18 protein-coding genes are annotated in these 19,021 nt (G+C 55.9%); 16 read left to right on the forward strand and 2 right to left on the reverse strand.

What is annotated here, in order from left to right; genetic code table 11:
- Positions 1-18: 18 nt before the first annotated feature.
- Both PUV47_RS08985 and PUV47_RS08990 read right to left on the reverse strand, forming a co-directional pair.
- The gene (locus PUV47_RS08985) at positions 19-441 is read right to left on the reverse strand and encodes a methylglyoxal synthase (RefSeq protein WP_274218189.1); all 423 of its coding nucleotides are present in this window, start codon (positions 439-441) and stop codon (positions 19-21) included.
- A gap of 131 nt (positions 442-572) precedes the next feature.
- Positions 573-1,385, reverse strand: coding sequence for a DUF1194 domain-containing protein (locus PUV47_RS08990; protein ID WP_274218190.1), 813 nt, complete (start codon positions 1,383-1,385; stop codon positions 573-575).
- Positions 1,386-2,049: 664 nt separating this feature from the next.
- On the opposite strand from PUV47_RS08990, the gene PUV47_RS08995 reads away from it, so the two are divergent.
- From PUV47_RS08995 to PUV47_RS09070, 16 genes are all read left to right on the forward strand, one after another.
- A complete protein-coding gene (locus PUV47_RS08995; protein ID WP_274218191.1) occupies positions 2,050-3,033 on the forward strand; it encodes a sugar-binding transcriptional regulator in 984 nt (327 codons plus the stop codon).
- Between the two features lie 100 nt (positions 3,034-3,133).
- Positions 3,134-4,087: a BMP family lipoprotein gene (locus PUV47_RS09000; protein WP_413697774.1), complete on the forward strand. Its 954-nt coding sequence runs from the start codon at positions 3,134-3,136 to the stop codon at positions 4,085-4,087.
- A gap of 182 nt (positions 4,088-4,269) precedes the next feature.
- Entirely contained in the window at positions 4,270-5,844 is a 1,575-nt protein-coding gene (locus PUV47_RS09005; protein ID WP_274218193.1) for an ABC transporter ATP-binding protein, read from the forward strand.
- 97 nt (positions 5,845-5,941) lie between these two features.
- Positions 5,942-7,045, forward strand: coding sequence for an ABC transporter permease (locus tag PUV47_RS09010; RefSeq protein ID WP_274218194.1), 1,104 nt, complete (start codon positions 5,942-5,944; stop codon positions 7,043-7,045).
- A gap of 10 nt (positions 7,046-7,055) precedes the next feature.
- Entirely contained in the window at positions 7,056-8,024 is a 969-nt protein-coding gene (locus PUV47_RS09015; protein WP_274218195.1) for an ABC transporter permease, read from the forward strand.
- Complete coding sequence (cdd, locus tag PUV47_RS09020; RefSeq protein ID WP_274218196.1) at positions 8,024-8,419, forward strand: cytidine deaminase; 396 nt, start codon at positions 8,024-8,026, stop codon at positions 8,417-8,419. Before PUV47_RS09015 ends, cdd begins: the two co-directional genes overlap by 1 nt.
- 10 nt (positions 8,420-8,429) lie before the next feature.
- The gene (locus PUV47_RS09025; protein ID WP_274218197.1) at positions 8,430-9,236 is read left to right on the forward strand and encodes a purine-nucleoside phosphorylase; all 807 of its coding nucleotides are present in this window, start codon (positions 8,430-8,432) and stop codon (positions 9,234-9,236) included.
- A 13-nt stretch (positions 9,237-9,249) separates the two neighbouring features.
- Positions 9,250-10,029 (forward strand): deoxyribose-phosphate aldolase, encoded by a 780-nt coding sequence (deoC, locus tag PUV47_RS09030; protein WP_274218198.1) that lies wholly within the window; start codon positions 9,250-9,252, stop codon positions 10,027-10,029.
- Between the two features lies 1 nt (position 10,030).
- Entirely contained in the window at positions 10,031-11,347 is a 1,317-nt protein-coding gene (gene deoA / locus PUV47_RS09035) for a thymidine phosphorylase (RefSeq protein WP_274218199.1), read from the forward strand.
- A 108-nt stretch (positions 11,348-11,455) separates the two neighbouring features.
- Positions 11,456-12,676 (forward strand): phosphopentomutase, encoded by a 1,221-nt coding sequence (locus tag PUV47_RS09040; RefSeq protein WP_274218200.1) that lies wholly within the window; start codon positions 11,456-11,458, stop codon positions 12,674-12,676.
- A gap of 171 nt (positions 12,677-12,847) precedes the next feature.
- Entirely contained in the window at positions 12,848-13,852 is a 1,005-nt protein-coding gene (locus tag PUV47_RS09045) for an adenosine deaminase (protein ID WP_274218201.1), read from the forward strand.
- 87 nt (positions 13,853-13,939) lie between these two features.
- Positions 13,940-15,202, forward strand: a complete 1,263-nt coding sequence (locus PUV47_RS09050; protein WP_274218202.1) for a GTP cyclohydrolase II — start codon at positions 13,940-13,942, stop codon at positions 15,200-15,202.
- Positions 15,192-16,433, forward strand: coding sequence for a URC4/urg3 family protein (locus PUV47_RS09055; RefSeq protein WP_274218203.1), 1,242 nt, complete (start codon positions 15,192-15,194; stop codon positions 16,431-16,433). Before PUV47_RS09050 ends, PUV47_RS09055 begins: the two co-directional genes overlap by 11 nt.
- Before the next feature lie 124 nt (positions 16,434-16,557).
- Positions 16,558-17,187 (forward strand): uracil phosphoribosyltransferase, encoded by a 630-nt coding sequence (gene upp, locus PUV47_RS09060; protein ID WP_274218204.1) that lies wholly within the window; start codon positions 16,558-16,560, stop codon positions 17,185-17,187.
- A gap of 106 nt (positions 17,188-17,293) precedes the next feature.
- A complete protein-coding gene (locus PUV47_RS09065) occupies positions 17,294-17,959 on the forward strand; it encodes a phosphoribosylanthranilate isomerase (RefSeq protein ID WP_274218205.1) in 666 nt (221 codons plus the stop codon).
- A 130-nt stretch (positions 17,960-18,089) separates the two neighbouring features.
- On the forward strand, positions 18,090-19,007 hold the full coding sequence (locus PUV47_RS09070) for a ribokinase (RefSeq protein ID WP_274218206.1): 918 nt from the start codon (positions 18,090-18,092) through the stop codon (positions 19,005-19,007).
- The last annotated feature ends 14 nt before the right edge of the window (positions 19,008-19,021 follow it).

Genomic DNA, 19,021 nt, shown 5'->3' on the forward strand with positions numbered 1-19,021 from the left:
ACAGGTGTACCTGCGGAGTTAGGCGAGAGATTCTGGTGTTTCGGAGGTGGTGCTAAGGCCTTGCAATCTCGATGAACGCAGCACGATGTGCGCTGTAGAGCGGTTCAGGGCCATCGGGAGATCATAAACCAAGGCCAAACGCATAAGCGCCTTCACGTCGACATCGTGCGGCATTGGAGATAGGGGGTCTACAAAGAAAAACAGGCCGCTAAGTTCTTGCTCAGCAATGAGTGCGCCGATTTGCTGATCACCGCCCAAGGGGCCGCTTTTCAACCGGTGAATCTTGAGCTCAGGGCAGGCCTGAAGAATGCGCCCCCCTGTGGTGCCCGTGGTGTAAAGGTCGTAGTTGGCGAGCTTTTCTCGGTGGGCCAAGGCAAAGTCCACCATCTCGTCCTTTTTAGCGTCATGTGCAATCAGTGCTAATTTCTTACGCGCGCTCATACATAGCTCCCGATGAGGCATTGCGGTGTGCCGGCCTGATCGCGAGCGGATCGGCTCGACGTGAGCATGGCCCGCGATGGTAAGGCGCGAACCAGATGCCCATTACTTTACAGGGAGCTTCCCATTAGACGCTAGTCGAATAATGAGCACTTCACCGGTTGACGTGTTTTTGCGCGAACAACTCGGGGTTTTTCCTGAGTCAGGCCGGCAATTTCTAGCACAAGCTTCATGCGGACAGCGTCGCCAAAGGTTTTTTTGGAGCGGACCGGAATCGAAAACGCACCAGGGCCGCCAATAACGCAGTCCTCATAGTAGTGATCGAGATGCAGCATGGACTGCCATGAAATGCTCTCGGCCTTGAGCATGAGCGGCAGACCGTTGATGGTCACGCCCGAGGACAAGGCCGCGTCGCGCGCACGGGTAACAGCTCCGCCTTGGTTGTTGGGGCCGTCTCCGGAAATATCAATGACCCTGCGTGTGCCATGATATGGATTTTCCATGACCATCGCGACGGCTTGGCCAAGGGCGGAGGAGATCGAAGTGCGCTGGACGCGGCGCAACGGCGCTTCGGCAATCTTGGAGGCAAAAACCTGTGCGGACTTCAAGTCCGAGATGATGGCCCAGTCTGCAACGATGAAATGCTCATCCTTTCCGCCCCATTCCAGATAGGCGACGGCGATGCGTCCTTTCGGGCCATACTTTACCGCCTCGATGACCTCATCGGAGGTGAGGGCGGCTACATAACCTTCGCGCTGTACCCGTTGTTCATCCGTATCCATCGATTGGGAAATGTCTACCGCCAGCACAAGCTCCAAATCGACGTTGGCGCGTTGGAAAGGCTGCTCTGAGGTGCTTTGCGCATAGCCGAAGGAAGTGGCGCCGGCCAAGAAAAGTGAGCCGATGGCGAGGGACGTAATACGGTTAAACAAGCGGGTAAATCGCATGGGGCGAGCCTCCTTTTGCAGGCAGCACGTGTTGATGTGCTCCTGTTGCTTCTTATTGGCGCCCCATGTTCCCCTCTTTTGCCTTCTTGGTTTTTAACTTTTGGGGGAGTTTGAAGGGCGGTTTATAAGCTCTCTAGCAATATCATTGGTGTAGATATTAGAGCATTAAAGACGAGGCCTGCAATTTATTTGCTAACTTAACCTAGAGTAATTGGGGTCAAGTCTCTGAATTTATTTGTAGAGAATTTGTTTTGGTGGGGGAGGTTTTCATGAGTGCGAGCCGGAGGGCTCAAGCAACTCAGCTTACAAGTAGTTGCAGAATTTGCCAGTGATGTTGCGGTTTGGTTGCAATCTGACCATAAGTAAATCTACTCTAATTCGCTGAAATCACGCAGTTTTTTGATTCTTGGTTCTAGTTTTTTCTTGTTGTGCGCCGTTTTTTATAGTTTTTCTAGAAGATCGATTTTTTCTTATGACTCAAGTGTTTTCGCCAGAAACTCGTTTTCAACGTCACGGAATGGTCAAAAATATTTTATGAAAGCGCGCGAAAAATCTTGACCGCGCGGCCCCACTGAGGCATGAAGGTGAAATATTTCACGCGCCCTGAATAATTATTCGCTGACGCAGGGTGGGAGGAAACTGGAATATACCTTCGAGGTGAGCAATGGCGGCAGAAGATTGGACAACATCTCTAGCGATCCGCGCGGCGTGGCTTTCATTCATAGGCCGCCGTACGCAGGGCGAAATTGCTGAGATTCTGGGCGTTTCTGCAGCAAAAGTGCATCGCCTGATCGCACAGGCTCAGCGTGAAGGGCTGATCAAGTTTTTCGTCGAGATGCGCCCGATCGATTGTATCGAGCTGGAAAGCAAGCTTTGTGAACTCCTTGGTCTGAAGAACTGCTTTATTGCGCCAGACCTGAGTTATCAAGGTAACCGCGACGCATTTGGCGCAACGGCTTCTTTCGCAGGCCAGTTTCTCCACGGACTTCTGTCTAATGGATCCGTTTCCTGCATGGGCGTTGGTATGGGGCGGACGCTGACCGCCACTGTTGAGGCCATGCCAAAGCTGCAACGCTCCGATTTGGCAATCGTCTCCATTACCGGTTCTCTGACGCGCCGTCTCTCTGCCAACCCTTATGATGTTGTACAGCCACTGCAGGCCGCAACCGGGGGGGAGGGTTTCTATTTGCCAGTTCCCTATCTTGCCGAAACTGTTGAGGAAAAAGAGATGTTCCATGCACAGCGATCTGTGCAGGATCTGATCGGCCGTGCTGAACAGGCGGACCTTTTCGTCATCGGGATTGGCTCGGTTAGCGCCGAGGGGCACCTTCTCCAGCGAAAGCTTGTGACCAAGCAAGAGGCTGATGAGCTGGCTGCGAGCGACGCTTGCACCGATATGATGGGGCGCTTCTACGATCGCAATGGCGACGAAGTTGATGTGAGCCTGAACGACAAGGCCGTTGGTCTGCACCCGGAAAAAGCGCGTGGTTCGCGCGTTGTGGCCGTAGTGGGTGGGGCAGACAAGGCCGAAGCCACGTTAGGTGCGGTGCGCACCGGCGTTATTACTGATCTGATTATGGACGAAGTCTTGGCGCGTGATCTGCTTGTTCTCGCCCAATCAAAAGAGCTGGCCGAAGTCGCGAAGTAGTCAGCGGCCAGTAAACTGTACCAACCAAGAGTGTCCTAAAGCGGAGGACTGATCTGTGAAGAAAACAACTGCGATCTGTGCAACCCTGCTAGCAGGCTTGATGTCTACTGCAGCCCTTGCTGAAACCATCAAGCCAGCCGTTGTCTACGACTTTGGCGGCCGAAATGACCGATCCTTCAACGAAGCTGCGTTCAATGGCGCGCAGGAGTTCAAGGAGCGCACCGGTATCAACTACCGCGACTTCGAGATTCAGAACCCATCCCAGCGTGAACAGGCTCTGCGTAACTTTGCGCGTCGTGGCATGGACCCAATCATCACCATCGGCTTTGCGCAGGCAGCCGCTCTTGAGAAAGTCGCGAAAGAGTTCCCTGACACGCGCTTTGCAATTGTAGATTCCGTTGTCGATCTGCCAAACGTGCGCTCAATCGTGTTCCGCGAAGAGCAGGGCTCCTACCTCGTTGGCATGCTGGCAGCGATGGCTTCTGAAACCGATACCATCAGCTTTGTGGGTGGTATGGATATCCCGCTGATCCGCAAATTCTCTTGTGGTTACAAGCAGGGTGCAAAGGCCGTTAACCCAGACATCGAAATCATTGAGAACATGACCGGCACCACCGGTGCCGCATGGACCGACCCAGTAAAGGGCGGCGAACTGGCACGTTCTCAGTTTGCACGTGACTCCGATGTTGTCTTCCACGCTGCTGGCGCTACTGGCATGGGCGTGCTTCAGGCTGCCGCCGACGAAGGGAAACTCGGCATTGGCGTGGATTCAAACCAGAACCACCTGCACCCGGGTCAGATCCTGACCTCCATGGTGAAGGCGGTAGACGTTGCAGTTGATGCAACCCTGACCGATGCGCAGGAAGGCAACTGGTCAACTGGTGTGCAGGTTATGGGTCTCGCCGAAAACGGTGTGTCCTGGGCGCTGGACGACAACAACGCAGATCTGATCAACGATGAGATGAAGGCAGCTGTTGAAGCCGCCAAGCAGGACATCGTTTCCGGTAAGGTGGAAGTGCACGACTTCATGGTCGACAACACCTGCCCATTCTAAGAACGCTTCTCTGCCCGCGGGGGTCTCTTGCGGGCAGAGGCTATTCCATGACCCAGCGCTTTTCCAAGTTCATCCAGGCAGTAGTCAGGTTCGCGGGGTCAAGGGGGAGAGACGGCCACTGGCCACAGACCTGCGCGGCAGGGCTGAGTCTCGACGAGGAACACTAACGCGGAGTTGCGCAGGTGACCATCAGCTTGGACAATCAAAGTGTGAGGGAAGCTTCAACGCATGGCGTTGCGGCAATCGAGCTTAAAGGCATCAACAAGAGCTTTGGCCCGGTTCACGCTAACAAGGACATTGATCTGGTAGTCGGCAAGGGGTCCATTCACGGTATCGTGGGGGAGAATGGTGCTGGCAAATCAACATTGATGTCCATTCTCTACGGTTTCTATACGGCGGATACCGGTGACATCATCGTCGATGGGAAAACGGTCAAAATTCCGGATTCCAAGACGGCCATTGAAGTGGGTATCGGCATGGTGCACCAGCACTTCATGCTGGTTGATCCATTCACCGTCGTTGAGAACGTCATGCTTGGCGCCGAAGGCGGTGCGATGCTGTCGGAAGGCATCGCGCGGGTTCGAAAGGAACTCGGCCGACTGGCAGACGAGTATGACATGAAGATTGATCTCGACGCCGTGGTCGGTGAGCTGCCAGTTGGCTTGCAGCAGCGCGTCGAAATCCTGAAAGCGCTGTATCGCGGTGCCGACATTCTCATTCTGGATGAGCCTACCGGCGTTTTGACACCAGCAGAAGCGGATCACCTGTTCCGTATTCTCCGTGTGCTGCGCGATGAGGGCAAGACCATCCTGCTCATCACTCATAAACTGCGCGAAATCATGGACGTGACCGATCAGGTTTCCGTCATGCGTCGCGGTGAAATGGTGGCAAGCCGAAAGACCGCTGAAACCTCCATGTCTGAGCTCGCAGAGCTGATGGTTGGCCGCAGCGTTCTTCTGGAAGTGAACAAGCAACCTGCTCAGCCGAAGGACGCACTCCTCAAAGTTGCAAACCTGAACGTGAAAGACGATCGTGGCGTTATGCGCGTCAAGAACGTGTCACTTGAGGTCAAGGCAGGGGAAATTCTCGGTATTGCAGGTGTGTCCGGCAATGGTCAGTCTGAGCTGCTCAAGGCGCTTTCCGGTATTACACGCGCCGAAACCGGCTCCATGGAGTTGGTTGGCAACACCATCGACCTGACCAAGAACCACAGCTCCAGCGACTTTCGCGAGCTGGGCATGAGCCACGTGCCGGAAGATCGCCACCGCATGGGCTTGGTAAACGCTTTCTCAGAGTACGAAAACTCAATTCTCGGCTACCACCGCGAACAGAAGTACTCAAACGGCATGTTGCTCAACGTCTCTGGCATCCGCGAGGAAGCCAAGGAGCGGATGGAGAAGTATGACATTCGTCCGCGTGACACTGAGCTCAAGGCCGCCAAGTTCTCTGGTGGTAACCAGCAGAAAATCGTTCTGGCGCGCGAAATCGAATGCGACCCGGACGTGCTGCTGATTGGCCAGCCAACACGCGGTGTGGACATTGGCGCGATCGAATACATTCACAAGCGGATCATCGAGATGCGGGACGCCGGAAAGGCCGTGCTGCTGGTGTCCGTGGAGCTGGATGAAATTCGCTCACTGGCCGACCGGATTCTGGTGATGTTCGACGGCAACGTTGTCGGCGAACGCGGACCAGACGCAACTGAACAAGAGCTGGGTCTGCTGATGGCCGGCGTAACGGACGAGGCGGCAGAGTAATCATGACCATCGCTATTCGTTACGACGTTCAGCAAGTGAACTCGCCAATTATTGACTGTGACAGTGGGGCGCCTGCCCCATTCAAGGGGGGCAAGCAATGAGCAAGGGGCAACTACCTCGCTGGGTAGACTTCGGTCTTCTTCCCGCGATCAACTTGATTGCTGCGTTTTTGGTCTCAGGTCTCGTGGTTATTCTCATCGGGGAGAATCCACTTGAAGCCGTTAAGTGGCTTGTCTGGGGCGCTCTTGGATATGGGGAAGGCGTTGGCTTTACCCTGTTCTATGCAACAAACTTCATCTTCACCGGTCTGGCCGTGGCGGTCGCATTCCATGCGGGTCTCTTCAACATTGGTGGTGAAGGTCAGGCCTACGTGGGCGGCCTCGGCGTTGCGCTCGCCTGTCTGGCCATGGACCAGTTCGTGCCTTGGTACGTCACGCTGCCCATGGCCATTATCGGCGGTGCTGCCTTTGGTGCCGGTTGGGCCTTCATCCCAGCCTACCTTCAGGCTAAGCGCGGCTCCCACATCGTTATCACAACGATCATGTTCAACTTCATCGCCTCATCCTTGATGGTGTATCTGTTGGCCAACGTTTTGCGCCCAACCGGATCCATGCAGCCATCGACCCGTGGCTTTGAAGAGGGCGGACAGCTGCCACTGCTGCGTCACTTGTTCCCGGCCTTTGATCTGGGACAGTCTCCAGTAAACCTTGCGCTGTTCGTTGCCCTCATTGCCTGTGTGCTGGTCTGGGTTTTGATCTGGCGCACCAAGCTGGGCTATGAAATTCGCACATTCGGTGCCAACCCAAATGCTGCGGTTTACGCAGGGATCTCTCCCGTGCGCATCACCGTGGTCACCATGCTGATTTCCGGTGCTCTGGCAGGTCTCATGGGTATCAACGAAGTGATGGGCGCGCAGGCACGTTTGCTGCTCGACTTCACCGCCGGTTATGGCTTTGTGGGCATTGCTGTGGCGCTTATGGGGCGCGGTCACCCAATCGGGATCATCCTCGCCTCCATTCTGTTCGGCATGCTCTACCAGGGCGGCGCGGAACTGGCCTTCGAAATCCCAACCATCACCCGTGACATGATCGTTGTCATTCAGGCTCTGGTGATCCTGTTTGCGGGGGCTCTGGAGCACATGTTCCGTCCGGCTGTGGTGGCCTTTTTTGACCGGTTCGCCGGTGCAAAAGCTGTAGCGTAAGGAGGCGAAGATGTTAGACGTTATCATTCTCGTACTCGATAGTACTCTTCGCCTGTCCACGCCACTTCTGTTTGCATGTCTGGCTGGCTTGTTCTCCGAACGCTCCGGTATTGTTGATATCGGTCTGGAAGGTAAGATGCTCGGCGGCGCGTTCGCTGCAGGTGCCGTGGCTTACTGGACCCAAGACCCTTGGCTCGGCCTGCTGGCTGCGATTTTCGTATCCGTTCTGCTGGCGCTGATCCATGGCTTTGCTTCCATCACAAACCGCGGCAACCAGGTTGTTGCCGGTGTGGCCATCAACTTCCTCGCAGCTGGCTTGACCGTTCTTTTGGGACAGGCCTGGTTTGCTCAGGGCGGCCGTACCCCGCAGCTGGATATGGACTGGCGCTTTAGCCCAATCACGCTGCCATTTGCGGAGAGCATTCAGAATGTGCCATTCATTGGCCCAATCTATGCCGACCTTCTTTCTGGTCACAACATTCTGGTCTACGCCGCTTTCGTGGCTGTGCCTCTGACCTGGTGGGTTGTGTTCCGCACACGCTTTGGCCTGCGCCTGCGCGCGGTGGGTGAGAGCCCTCAAGCGGTTGATACAGCAGGTATCTCCGTTGCATGGCTGCGTTACCGGGCGGTTATCATTTGCGGTGCGCTCTGTGGTTTTGCCGGTGCCTATCTGGCGATTGCACAGTCCGCTGGCTTCATCAAGGACATGAGTGCAGGTAAAGGCTTTATCGCACTGGCTGCGCTGATCTTTGCCAAGTGGAAACCCGTGAACGCCATGTTCGCATGCTTGCTCTTTGGCTTCCTTGATGCGGTTGCCAACCTGATGCAGGGCCAGTCCATTCCGGGCGTTGGTGAAGTGCCGGTCCAGTTCTTCCAGGCTCTGCCATACATCCTGACCGTTGTACTGCTGGCAGGCTTCATTGGCCGCGCAATTCCGCCCAAAGCTTCTGGTATTCCTTATGTGAAGGAGCGGACCTGATGAGCGCTTTTGAGAAACTCTTCGACGAAGCTAAGGCGGCCCACGCGACCGCCTATGCACCCTACTCAAATTTCAAGGTGGGGGCCGCGCTCCTCACCGAAGACGGCAAGGTTGTTTCCGGTTGCAACGTAGAAAACGCGGCCTACCCGGAAGGAACCTGCGCCGAGGCTGGGGCTATTGCGGCCATGATCCGAGGCGGGAGCACCCGCATCAAGGAAGTGGTTGTTCTGGCTGATGCCGCTCTTTGCACCCCCTGTGGCGGCTGCCGCCAAAAACTCAAAGAATTTGCTGATGGGGATGTTCAAGTGCACGTGGCCAACCTCGAGGGCCTGCGAAAGACGTTCAAAGTAAGTGAGCTTTTGCCTGCCGGGTTTGAGCTTGTGAGCAGCGAGTAAAGGAAAAGAAATGAGCGGATTTGGTAAAGAATGTGCGGATGTTGTTCGCGCAGCCCGTTCTGGCACCTATAAGGTAGGCCTCATCCTGGGTTCCGGCCTTGGTTCTCTGGCCAGCGAAGTGGAAGATGCAACCCGTATTCCTTATACAAAGTTGCCTGAATTCCCGGTTTCCTCCGTAACGGCACATGCCAGTGAATTGGTTGCAGGTATGCTGGAAGGCGTGCCGGTGGTGATCCTGTCCGGCCGTGCGCACTACTATGAGAGTGGCAACCCTTCCATCATGCGCACGCCACTGGAAACCCTGAAGGAGCTGGGCTGCGATACTCTCATCGCAACGAACGCAGCAGGGTCTTTGCGGGACCACATCAAGCCCGGTTCTCCAATGCTGATCAACGATCACATCAACTGGTCCGGCCTTAACCCTCTGATTGGAGAGGAAGACGAAAGCCGCTTCCTCGACATGTCCACCGCCTACGATCCAGAGATCCGCGAAGCATTGAAGGCCGCTGCCAAGGATGTTGGCGAAGATCTGGAAGAGGGCGTTTACATGTGGTTCTCAGGCCCCTCTTTCGAAACACCTGCGGAAATCCGCATGTCTCAGGTTCTGGGTGCCGACGCCGTTGGCATGTCCACTGTTCCTGAAGTCATTCTGGCGCGCTTCCTCGGTATGAAGGTTGCTGCCATCTCTACCATCACCAACATGGGTGCAGGGCTTCAGGCACATGGTTTGTCGCATGATGAAACCAAGGAAATGGCCCCACTGGGTGCGGCGAAGATCAAGAAGATCCTTCGCGCCTACATGAAGTCCATCGCGTAAAGGAAGCGGACCTATGAGTGAGACAGAACTGCAAGTGGCTGCCAAGCGCGCCCTTGGTCTGATTGATCTGACCAATCTGAATGATGACTGCACACCAGCGGACATCGAGAAGCTGATTGAGCGCTCGAGCACACCACATGGGCATGTTGCTGCAATCTGCATTTATGCGCCATTCATCAAACAGGCTGCCGAGCTGCTGAAGGGCTCTCCGGTTCGCATCGCAACCGTGGTAAACTTCCCTCATGGCGGTGAAGACACACTGGCGGTGGTTAAGGAAACAGAAGCGGCATTGGCCGATGGCGCTGATGAAATTGATCTGGTCATGCCTTATCGCGCCTTCATGGACGGTCGCCGGGGTTTTGCTGAAACCCAGATCTCCGAAGTGCGCAAGGTGATTGGCGAGCCAGCCTTGTTGAAAGTCATTCTGGAAACCGGCGAAATGCAGGATCCCCGTCTGATCCACGTCGCGTCGGAAATCGCGATCGCGCAGGGTGCTGACTTCATCAAGACGTCCACCGGCAAGGTTAAAGTGAACGCGACGCTCGAAGCTGCGGAAATCATGCTCAACGTGATCCGCGAAATGGGCAAGGAAAACCACCGCCCGGTTGGCTTCAAGCCAGCAGGCGGCATTCGCAGCGTGGAAGACGCGAAAAACTATCTCGATCTGGCAGATAAACTCATGGGTCAAAATTGGGTGTCTGCTGCAAGTTTCCGCTTTGGTGCCAGCGGCCTGCTGGATGCTGTATTGGCGGAAATCGAAGGTCGTACAAATCTGAGCACGGAGACCTACTAGTATGCTGCCCCAGGAAATCGTCCGCCTAAAACGTGATGGTGGAACTCTCAATCCAGATCACATTCAGCTGTTCGTGAACGGCATCACCGATGGTGGTGTGACTGAAGGACAGGTTGCGGCTCTGGCCATGGCCATCTTCTTTCGTGGACTGAGCATTGACGAGCGTGTAGCGCTGACCCTTGCCATGCGAGACAGCGGTGATGTTCTGGACTGGTCCGACATCGAAGCGCCAATCGTTGACAAGCACTCCACCGGCGGGGTGGGCGACAACGTTTCCCTGATGCTCGCTCCGGCACTTGCTGTTTGCGGTGCCGCAGTTCCAATGATCTCCGGCCGCGGCCTTGGTCATACCGGTGGCACCCTCGACAAGCTGGAGAGCATTCCAGGCTACACCGCAAAGCCTGACAACACGCTGTTCCGCAAAGTGGTGAAGGAAGTCGGCTGCGCCATCATCGGCCAGACCGCCAATCTCGCCCCAGCAGACAAGCGCTTCTACGGCATCCGTGATGTGACCGCGACAGTTGAGAGTATTGACCTCATCACCGCGTCCATTCTGTCAAAGAAGCTGGCTGCCGGCCTTGAAACACTGGTTCTCGACGTGAAGTGGGGAACAGGTGCGTTCATGGGCTCTTATGAGGAAGCCAAAGCGTTGGCTGAAAGCCTCGTATTGGTGGCTAACGGTGCCGGTCTCAAGACAACCGCGCTTCTGACGGACATGAACGAGTCTCTGGCTTCCGCAGCTGGTAACGCCGTTGAAGTCCAAAACGCGGTGGACTTCCTGAAGGGCACACACATCGACAACCGTCTATGGGATGTAACTGTCGCCATCGGTGGTGAAGCTCTGGCAACTGCGGGTCTTGCAGCCAATCCGGAAGAAGGCCGCGCGAACATGTCTCGTGCCTTCGAAAGTGGCGAAGCCGCAGAGGTGTTTGGCCGCATGGTAACCGCCCTTGGTGGCCCGGCAGACTTCATGGACAAGCCTGAAGTGTACCTGCCGAAGGCCCCTCTTGAGGTGCCTGTTTATGCTCCAGAAGCAGGCATCGTGACCAAGGTCGATGCACGCACCGTAGGTGTTGCAGTTGTTGAACTTGGGGGTGGCCGCACCGCACCTGAAGATGAAGTCGATCCAGCTGTTGGCATCATCCACATCGCAGGCGTTGGTACCACCGTCGACAGCGACAACCCGATTGGCATCATCCACGCGCAAAACGAAGATCAGGTGCGCCGTGCGCAAGAAGTGCTGCTCAGTGCTTACACTGTCGGTGAGGCTTCTGAGGTTGCCGAGTTTGACACTGTTCGAGACCGCATCGCCAAGTAGTCGATGATGTTCGCTTTATAGAGGCAATAGCTGTGGCTGGCGGGGTCCGCACCCACCCAAAAACGGGGCCTGCCAGCAGACAGCAATAAGAAATTTGAAGGAAAACTCATGCCCCGCGCAATACTGTGTGTACTAGACAGCTTTGGTATCGGCGCTGCAGACGATGCAGAGAAATTTGGTGATGTTGGCTCTGATACTCTAGGCCATATTGCGGACGCATGTGCGGAAGGCAAGGGCGACAAGGAGGGCCTTCGCAAAGGGCCGCTAGCACTGCCAAATCTGGACCGCATGGGTCTGGGAGCCGCAGCCAAGCTCTCCACCGGCAAAGATGTTGCTGGCCTTGATTTTGCCGGAGAGCCAGAGGGGCTCTGGGGCTATGCTCAGGAACTCTCAAAGGGCAAGGATACCCCTTCCGGCCACTGGGAAATCGCCGGTGTGCCAGTAGAGTTCGAGTGGGGCTACTTTCCGAATGAAGTGCCATGCTTCCCACAGGAACTGCTCGACAAGATTTACGAGCGCAACAACCTTGAGGGGGCTCTGTGCTTGGCACATGGGTCCGGAACGGTTGTTATTGATGAGTTTGCAGAAGAACACATCAAGACCGGCATGCCGATCTTCTATACATCCGCAGACAGTGTTTTCCAGATCGCAGCGCATGAAGAGACCTTTGGCCTCGAGCGTTTGCTGAAACTGTGCGAAGACGTCCGTCAGCTGCTGGATGACTACAACATCGGCCGTGTGATTGCTCGCCCATTCGTTGGCTCGGTTGAGAGCGGCTTTGAGCGTACCGCGAACCGCCGTGACTATTCTGTTCTGCCACCGGCTCCAACCGTTCTGGATCGTCTGAAAGACGCTGGCCGCGAAGTCATTGGCGTTGGCAAGATCTCTGACATTTTCGCCCACCAGGGTGTGACGAAGCTCCTTAAGGGCGCCGGTAACGATCAACTCTTCGAAAAGACACTGGAAGCCATGGAACTGGCCAAGGATGGTGACTTGGTGTTCTCCAACTTCGTTGATTTCGACATGCTCTACGGGCACCGCCGTGATGTGCCTGGTTATGCCGCTGCTCTGGAGCACTTCGATAGACGTCTGCCGGAAATGATCGAGGCAATGAAAGAGGGCGACCTGCTTGTCCTCACCGCGGATCATGGCTGTGACCCAACCTGGCGCGGCACGGATCACACACGTGAACACGTGCCGTTGTTGGCGTTGGTCAAAGGTCAAAAGGGCGGCGCGATCGGTGTGCGCAATTCTTTTGCCGATATTGGTGAAACCATTGCCAAGTTCCTTGGCGTTGAGCAGGGCAAGGTCGGCGTCTCCTTCCTTTAAGGCCGCCCACAAGCGAGTGGAGGGGAACGCGGAACCCCCTCTGCTCACCATTTCCATTTTGATCCGGGGTGTGCCCGTGCTGCCCGCTACCCGCGTTTGAAACCGAAGCCCTATTCCGAAGGAAATGGCTTCGTTTCCGCGTATGGCAGACCCGATGAGAGGTTTTAAGCAATGATACCGAAGCCACCTGTTGTGCCACGCGCCGAGTTGCACTGCCATATGGAAGGGGCGGCGCCACCATCATTGGTGATACAACTGGCGGAGCGCTATGGCGTTGCGCTGGACGGCCTACTGGACGCAAATGGCAACTACAGCTGGCATGATTTTACGACCTTCTTGAAAACATATGATGTGGCAAGCGCCTTGTTTCGCTCGCCTGAAGACTTCACCCTTCTTGCCGAGACATACTTCGGCATGCTGGCAGCAGAAGGGGCCATATACGGCGAGGTCTTCATCTCTCCCGATCACGCGGTTCAATCGGGTTTGACCTACAAAGCCTATATGGACGCGATCGGCGAAGGCATCATGCGGGCCAATGAAGCCACTGGCATTGAAGGCCGCATGATCTCCACTGGCGTTCGCCATTACGGGGTGAAGGCGGTGGAAATGGCGGCTTTGACGACCGTCAACAACCCGCATCCGCTTCTGACCGGCTTTGGCTTGGCGGGTGATGAGAGAGAAGGTCACCCTTCCAATTACCAGAAGGCCTTCAAGATTGCTCAAGAGGCAGGCTTGGGTCTGACCGCCCACGCTGGTGAGTTTGGTGGTCCTGAAAGCGTTAAGGGAGTCCTGGACTTCCTCCATGTGACGCGCATTGGGCATGGCGTGCGCTCTGTCGAAGATCCGGCGTTGGTGCAGCGCATCGTGGAAGAGGGCGTAACGCTTGAAGTATGCCCCGGTTCCAACATTGCGCTTGGTGTGTACTCGAACCTGCGCTTCCATCCGGTCAACATTCTGCGTCAGGCAGGGGTCAAGATCACGCTGAGTTCTGATGATCCGCCGTTCTTCCGGACAACCCTGGGTCACGAGTACTCTGAGACCTCACGGGTGTTTGGCTGGGATCGCGCCATTCAGAAAGAGCTGACAGCCAACGCCATCAAAGCCGCCTTCTGCGACGACGACACAAAGGCACGTTTGTTCCAGCAGCTTGAAGAGGCGACACGGGATACGAACTAACACCTAGAAAACGCTTTTCATTTGTGGGCAAAAGGCGCAAACTGGTCTCTTACGCAACGTTAGGGAGCGGTTTGTCGCCGCGCAAAAATGGAAAGTGGAGTTAAACGACCAACACACATTCGGCTCTCAACCCATCCGGGTGCGCAGGATCCTTCGCCCTACAAGCTTAAGTGGGGTGAGGTTGATCCCCAACAGCGCGGGCCAGTGATCGCCAGCCCAAACCAGCCGGAAAACCGAAACACCATTGGTGTTCACGGGGGCTCGTATTCCCTTTACAAAGCGCTCGCCGTTTCCTCCGGGAGTCTCGATCCAGACCGTCGGCCGGACTACAACAACACCCATCCAATGGTCGAAATCGGTCCATACCCGCAATGGTCGGAGCCGGGAAAGATCGTGTCTCTCGATCCGTTTGGCGCGATGACAGCCGACCTGTTCGGCGATCTGATTGCAAAGGGTGTGGACATTCGGCCGACCATCGCCATCACCAAAGCAAAGCTGGATATGCCGGAGCTGAAAACAGCGATTGCTGCGGGAGCCTTGAAGGTTGATGGCGCTATCGTCAACGCTCGAGGAGAGGTGAGTGTCACCAAAGCGGCCATTGATCCGGTCTGGCACCTTCCGGGAATTGCAGCGCGGTTTGGTGTTGAAGAAGATGTACTGCGCCGCACGCTGTTTGAGCAGACAGGCGGCATGTATCCCGACCTCATCACGCGCTCTGATCTGGAGGTGTTCCTTCCGCCCATCGGGGGCACCACACTCTATGTGATTGGCGATGTCGAAGGGCTGACCGCAACGGACGGTTCCGTCACCTGTAGAGTGCATGACGAATGCAATGGATCAGACGTTTTTGGGTCTGACATTTGCACCTGTCGCCCGTATCTGCTGCACGGTCTTGTTGAATCCATTCAAACCGCCCAAGCTGGTGGTACGGGTCTGATCATCTACAATCGGAAAGAAGGCAGAGCACTGGGCGAGGTGACCAAATTCCTCGTCTACAACGCTCGCAAGCGGCAGGAAGGCGGAGATTCCGCTGCAACCTATTTCGCTCGCACGGAGTGTGTGGCAGGCGTTCAGGATGCGCGCTTTCAGGAATTGATGCCCGATGTGTTGCACTGGCTCGGGATAACTCGCATTGGCCGGTTCATTTCAATGTCAGACATGAAATACAATGCTCTGATAGAATCCGGTATTTCTATCGATGAGCGTGTCGCATTGCCAGATGAGCTGATTCCAGCCGATGCTCAGGTGGAAATGGAGGCCAAGAAGGCCGCAGGTTACTTCAGTAATGCGCCTGCACCTTCTGGTGATGAACTCAAACAGATCCACGGTCGGTCAATCGATGACTATTGATAGTAAAGAGTCTGATGCTCTGTCCCTGTTGAATGCGGGAGCAGTACGTCAACGCGCACACACGCTTTTCGATCTTGGCATAAAGGGGGAGCTGGAGCATTTCACAGTGGACATGAGCCGCTTGGCAGAAGCGGCCAGACGCACGATGGCAGCCACTGAAAATGCTTACCCCGATATGCAAATCCCGTTTCACGCTCGGTGGCGTCACTTCGAGGCAGGCGGGGTTGACCGCTGGGCGATGCTGGCAGGCGCGCGTCGCTTCTCCGACGTGCGGGGCATGGGCAGAGCCGCGTTTGATCTGGCGATACTGTCCGTTCTGATGGATGCGGGGGCCGGACCTGATTGGTCTTTCCACGAAGCCGTTACCGACGAAAACTATAGTCGCTCGGAAGGCTTGGCCATAGCTTCCCTGTTGATGTTCTCCGGCGGCATGTTCTCCGGCAGTCCGCTGGATCCGTTGCGGGCAGATGCAGGTGAGTTATTCCGTGTTGATGAAGATGAAGTGCGCGAAGGTCTGCAGGTCTCTGAAACGAACCCGATCGTGGGGCTGAAGGAGCGGGCAGCCCTTCTTAAAAGCCTTGGAGAGGCGGTATCCCTGAGGCCCGACTTGTTCGGGACAATGGACGAGCCCCGCCCGGGTGGTTTGTTTGATGTCCTGTTTGATGAGGGGCAGGCCAAACCATTGCCAGCACCCCGTATCCTTGAAGTCCTGCTGGATGGTCTTGGGCCTATCTGGCCGGGCCGGGAGGAGATCGACGGAGTTGGCTTGGGCGACACATGGCGACATTCCAAAATTGTAACCGAAGACAAGACCAATAATCTCATGCCGTTCCACAAGCTGAGCCAATGGATGGCGTATTCGTTGGTGGAGCCGCTGGTTTGGGCTGGGGTTGAGGTGGTTGATCTGGATGGACTGACCGGCCTTGCAGAATACCGCAATGGCGGTTTGTTCATCGATACCGGTGTGCTCAAGCTGAAGGATGAAAGCAACCTTCTGAAGAGCCATGGGGTGGACAGTGAGCTCATCGTGGAGTGGCGTGCTCTCACGGTTGCGCTTCTGGACAAGTTGGCCGACTGGATCCGTACCGACCTTGGCGTCAACGCTGAGCAACTGCCCCTGGCCTGTGTACTTGAGGGTGGCACGTGGGCTGCCGGTCGGCAGATTGCTCGGGAAAAACGTCCCGGAGGGGAACCTCCATTGACCATAATCAGTGATGCCACCGTTTTTTAATGGCACGGCACTGGACAGAGGCGTGATGGTGAGTCACAAGCCTGTCTAAATGAAGAGAATTCAGTCTGCATGTGCTGCTTTCATAAGTCACCGCCGCCCTGCAGAATAAAACAATGAGGTAAAGATGCCTGGCGCAACCGTAATTGACCACCCGCTCGTTCAGCACAAACTCACCCACATGCGCATGAAGGAAACTTCCACGCAGGGCTTCCGCCGTCTGCTGCGTGAGATTTCCCTGCTGCTGTGCTATGAAGTGACCCGTGACCTTGAGCTGGTCAATGCATCCATCGATACGCCAGTCTCCGAAATGAGCGCGCCAGTTCTGGCGGGCAAGAAGCTCGTGTTTGCGTCAATCCTGCGTGCAGGTAACGGCCTGCTTGAAGGCATGCTGGAACTCATCCCGTCTGCCCGCGTTGCGCACATTGGTCTTTACCGTGACCCCAAGACCCTGAATGCGGTCGAATACTACTTCAAGGCACCGGCGGATATGGACGAGCGTCTGGTGATCGTTGTTGACCCGATGCTGGCAACCGCGAACTCTGCCATCGCTGCTGTTGAGCGCTTGAAGCAGCGCGGTGCGAACAAGATGTGTTTTGTGTGTCTTCTGGCCGCACCTGAAGGTGTTCAGCGGTTCAACGAAGCCCATCCAGATGTACCAATCTATACGGCTGCAGTGGACGAAAAGCTCGACGAAAAGGGCTACATCGTTCCAGGTCTTGGCGATGCTGGCGACCGCATGTACGGCACAAAATAACATCATGAAATGGAAGCCCGGCCTTAGTGTCGGGCTTTCTTTTAGGCTTTTCATGCCTGGTGCATAGCAGTACCTTCTTCTCTCCGATAACCTTATGGGGCGAACCATGATTTCCAACGCCGGGCGGACCCGCATGAAGGTCTGCTGTATTTCGTCGTTCGAAGAGGCGCAGATGGCCGTGGCTTGCGGTGCAGATGCTGTTGGCTTGGTATCAAAGATGCCTAGCGGGCCAGGCGTGATCAGCGATAGCCTGATCTACGAAATAGCGCAGATTATCTCGCCGCCAGTCGCAACGTTTCTGCTCACCAGCGAGGAAAAAGCCGACTCTATTGCTGATCATCTGGTGCATTCTGGTGCGAACACGGTGCAGATCGTAAGCCATGTCGATCCCTCTGAGCATGAACGGTTGCGCAAGAAGCTGCCGCGTGGCCTCAAGGTGGTTCAGGTCGTGCATGTGGAAGACGAGTACGCTGTGGAGCTGGCCCAAGATTATGCGCCCTATGTGGATGCGCTGCTTCTGGACTCAGGCAACCCCTCTGAAAATGAGCTAGGCGGAACAGGTCGCATCCATGACTGGACCCATAGCAAAGCCATTGTGGAGAGCGCAGCAGCCCCTGTATTCTTGGCAGGCGGTTTGACGCCCGAGAACGTGGGTGAAGCCGTCAAAACGGTTGGGCCGTTCGCGGTCGATGTGTGTTCGGGCGTGCGTACCAACGGCAAGCTGGATCCAGAAAAGCTGGCGGCGTTCTATCAGGCCCTCTCTGTCGCTTGACTGCGAGCGCCCATTCGAAAGGTGCCGCTTGCAACGGACGGCACATCATTTAAATAAGACTGAATGCTGCCCCAACTCTTTGGAGTGCGGGGCGGTTTTCTGCCATGCAAGCTCTTAAAGGCGTATTCGAATGATCGTTGTTCTGGGTTCAATCAATCTTGATCTTGTCGTTGCTGTAGAGCGCTTGCCAGTGGCTAGTGAAACGGTTGTTGGCCCGGATCATCAATATTTTGCCGGCGGAAAGGGCGGAAATCAGGCCTTTGCCGCTCGCATGGCAGGCTCAGAAACCCGTATGGTCGGAGCAGTTGGGTCTGATCTGTTTGGCGAGCCCGCACTGGTGAACCTCAAGTCTGCTGGTGTGGATGTGCGCGGCGTGCGGGTTCTGGACGGAGCCACAGGTCTTGCCATGATCGGTGTTGATGCGGCCGGTGAGAACCAGATTATTGTGGCAAGCGGCGTGAACAACCGTGTACAAGCTGAATGGCTTGATGATGTTCTGCATGAAGGCGATACGCTGCTTCTGCAGATGGAAGTTCCTTCCCATGTAACCGCCAAGGCCATCGAAATTGCAAAGCTGAAAGGCGCGCGTGTAGTCTTGAACCCAGACCCCGCGACCAATCCGGCTGTCTCCGAGCTTGTGGAAGCCTCTGACGTAATCGTGGCGAGCCGCAAGGAAGCAGCGGCACTGTCTCGCTTGAACGGCTATCCGGAAGAGCCCGAGGAGTTCATCAACGCGCTGGCTCAGCCCGGCCGGGCAATCATTGTGACCCTTGGCAACGACGGTGCGATTGCCCATGACGGCGAAAAGTTTATTGGTCACATCCCGCCTGCACCCGTAGAGCCAATCGATACAACCGGTGCTGGAGATGCGTTTGTTGGCGCGCTGGTGGCAGCCCTCGACCGCGGGTCTGATCTGAAGCGCGCGCTGTTTGAAGCAAGCGCTGCAGGCGGGCTTGCGTGCACGCGGACCGGCGCTCAGACCAGCGCCCCAACGGGGTCAGAGATCAAGCGTGTTGCAGATCAGTTGGAAGCAACCACTGAGTTCTGACTTCTTGCGGAGCT

The organism is Pseudovibrio exalbescens, from assembly GCF_028737195.1.
Classification (GTDB): domain Bacteria; phylum Pseudomonadota; class Alphaproteobacteria; order Rhizobiales; family Stappiaceae; genus Pseudovibrio; species Pseudovibrio zosterae.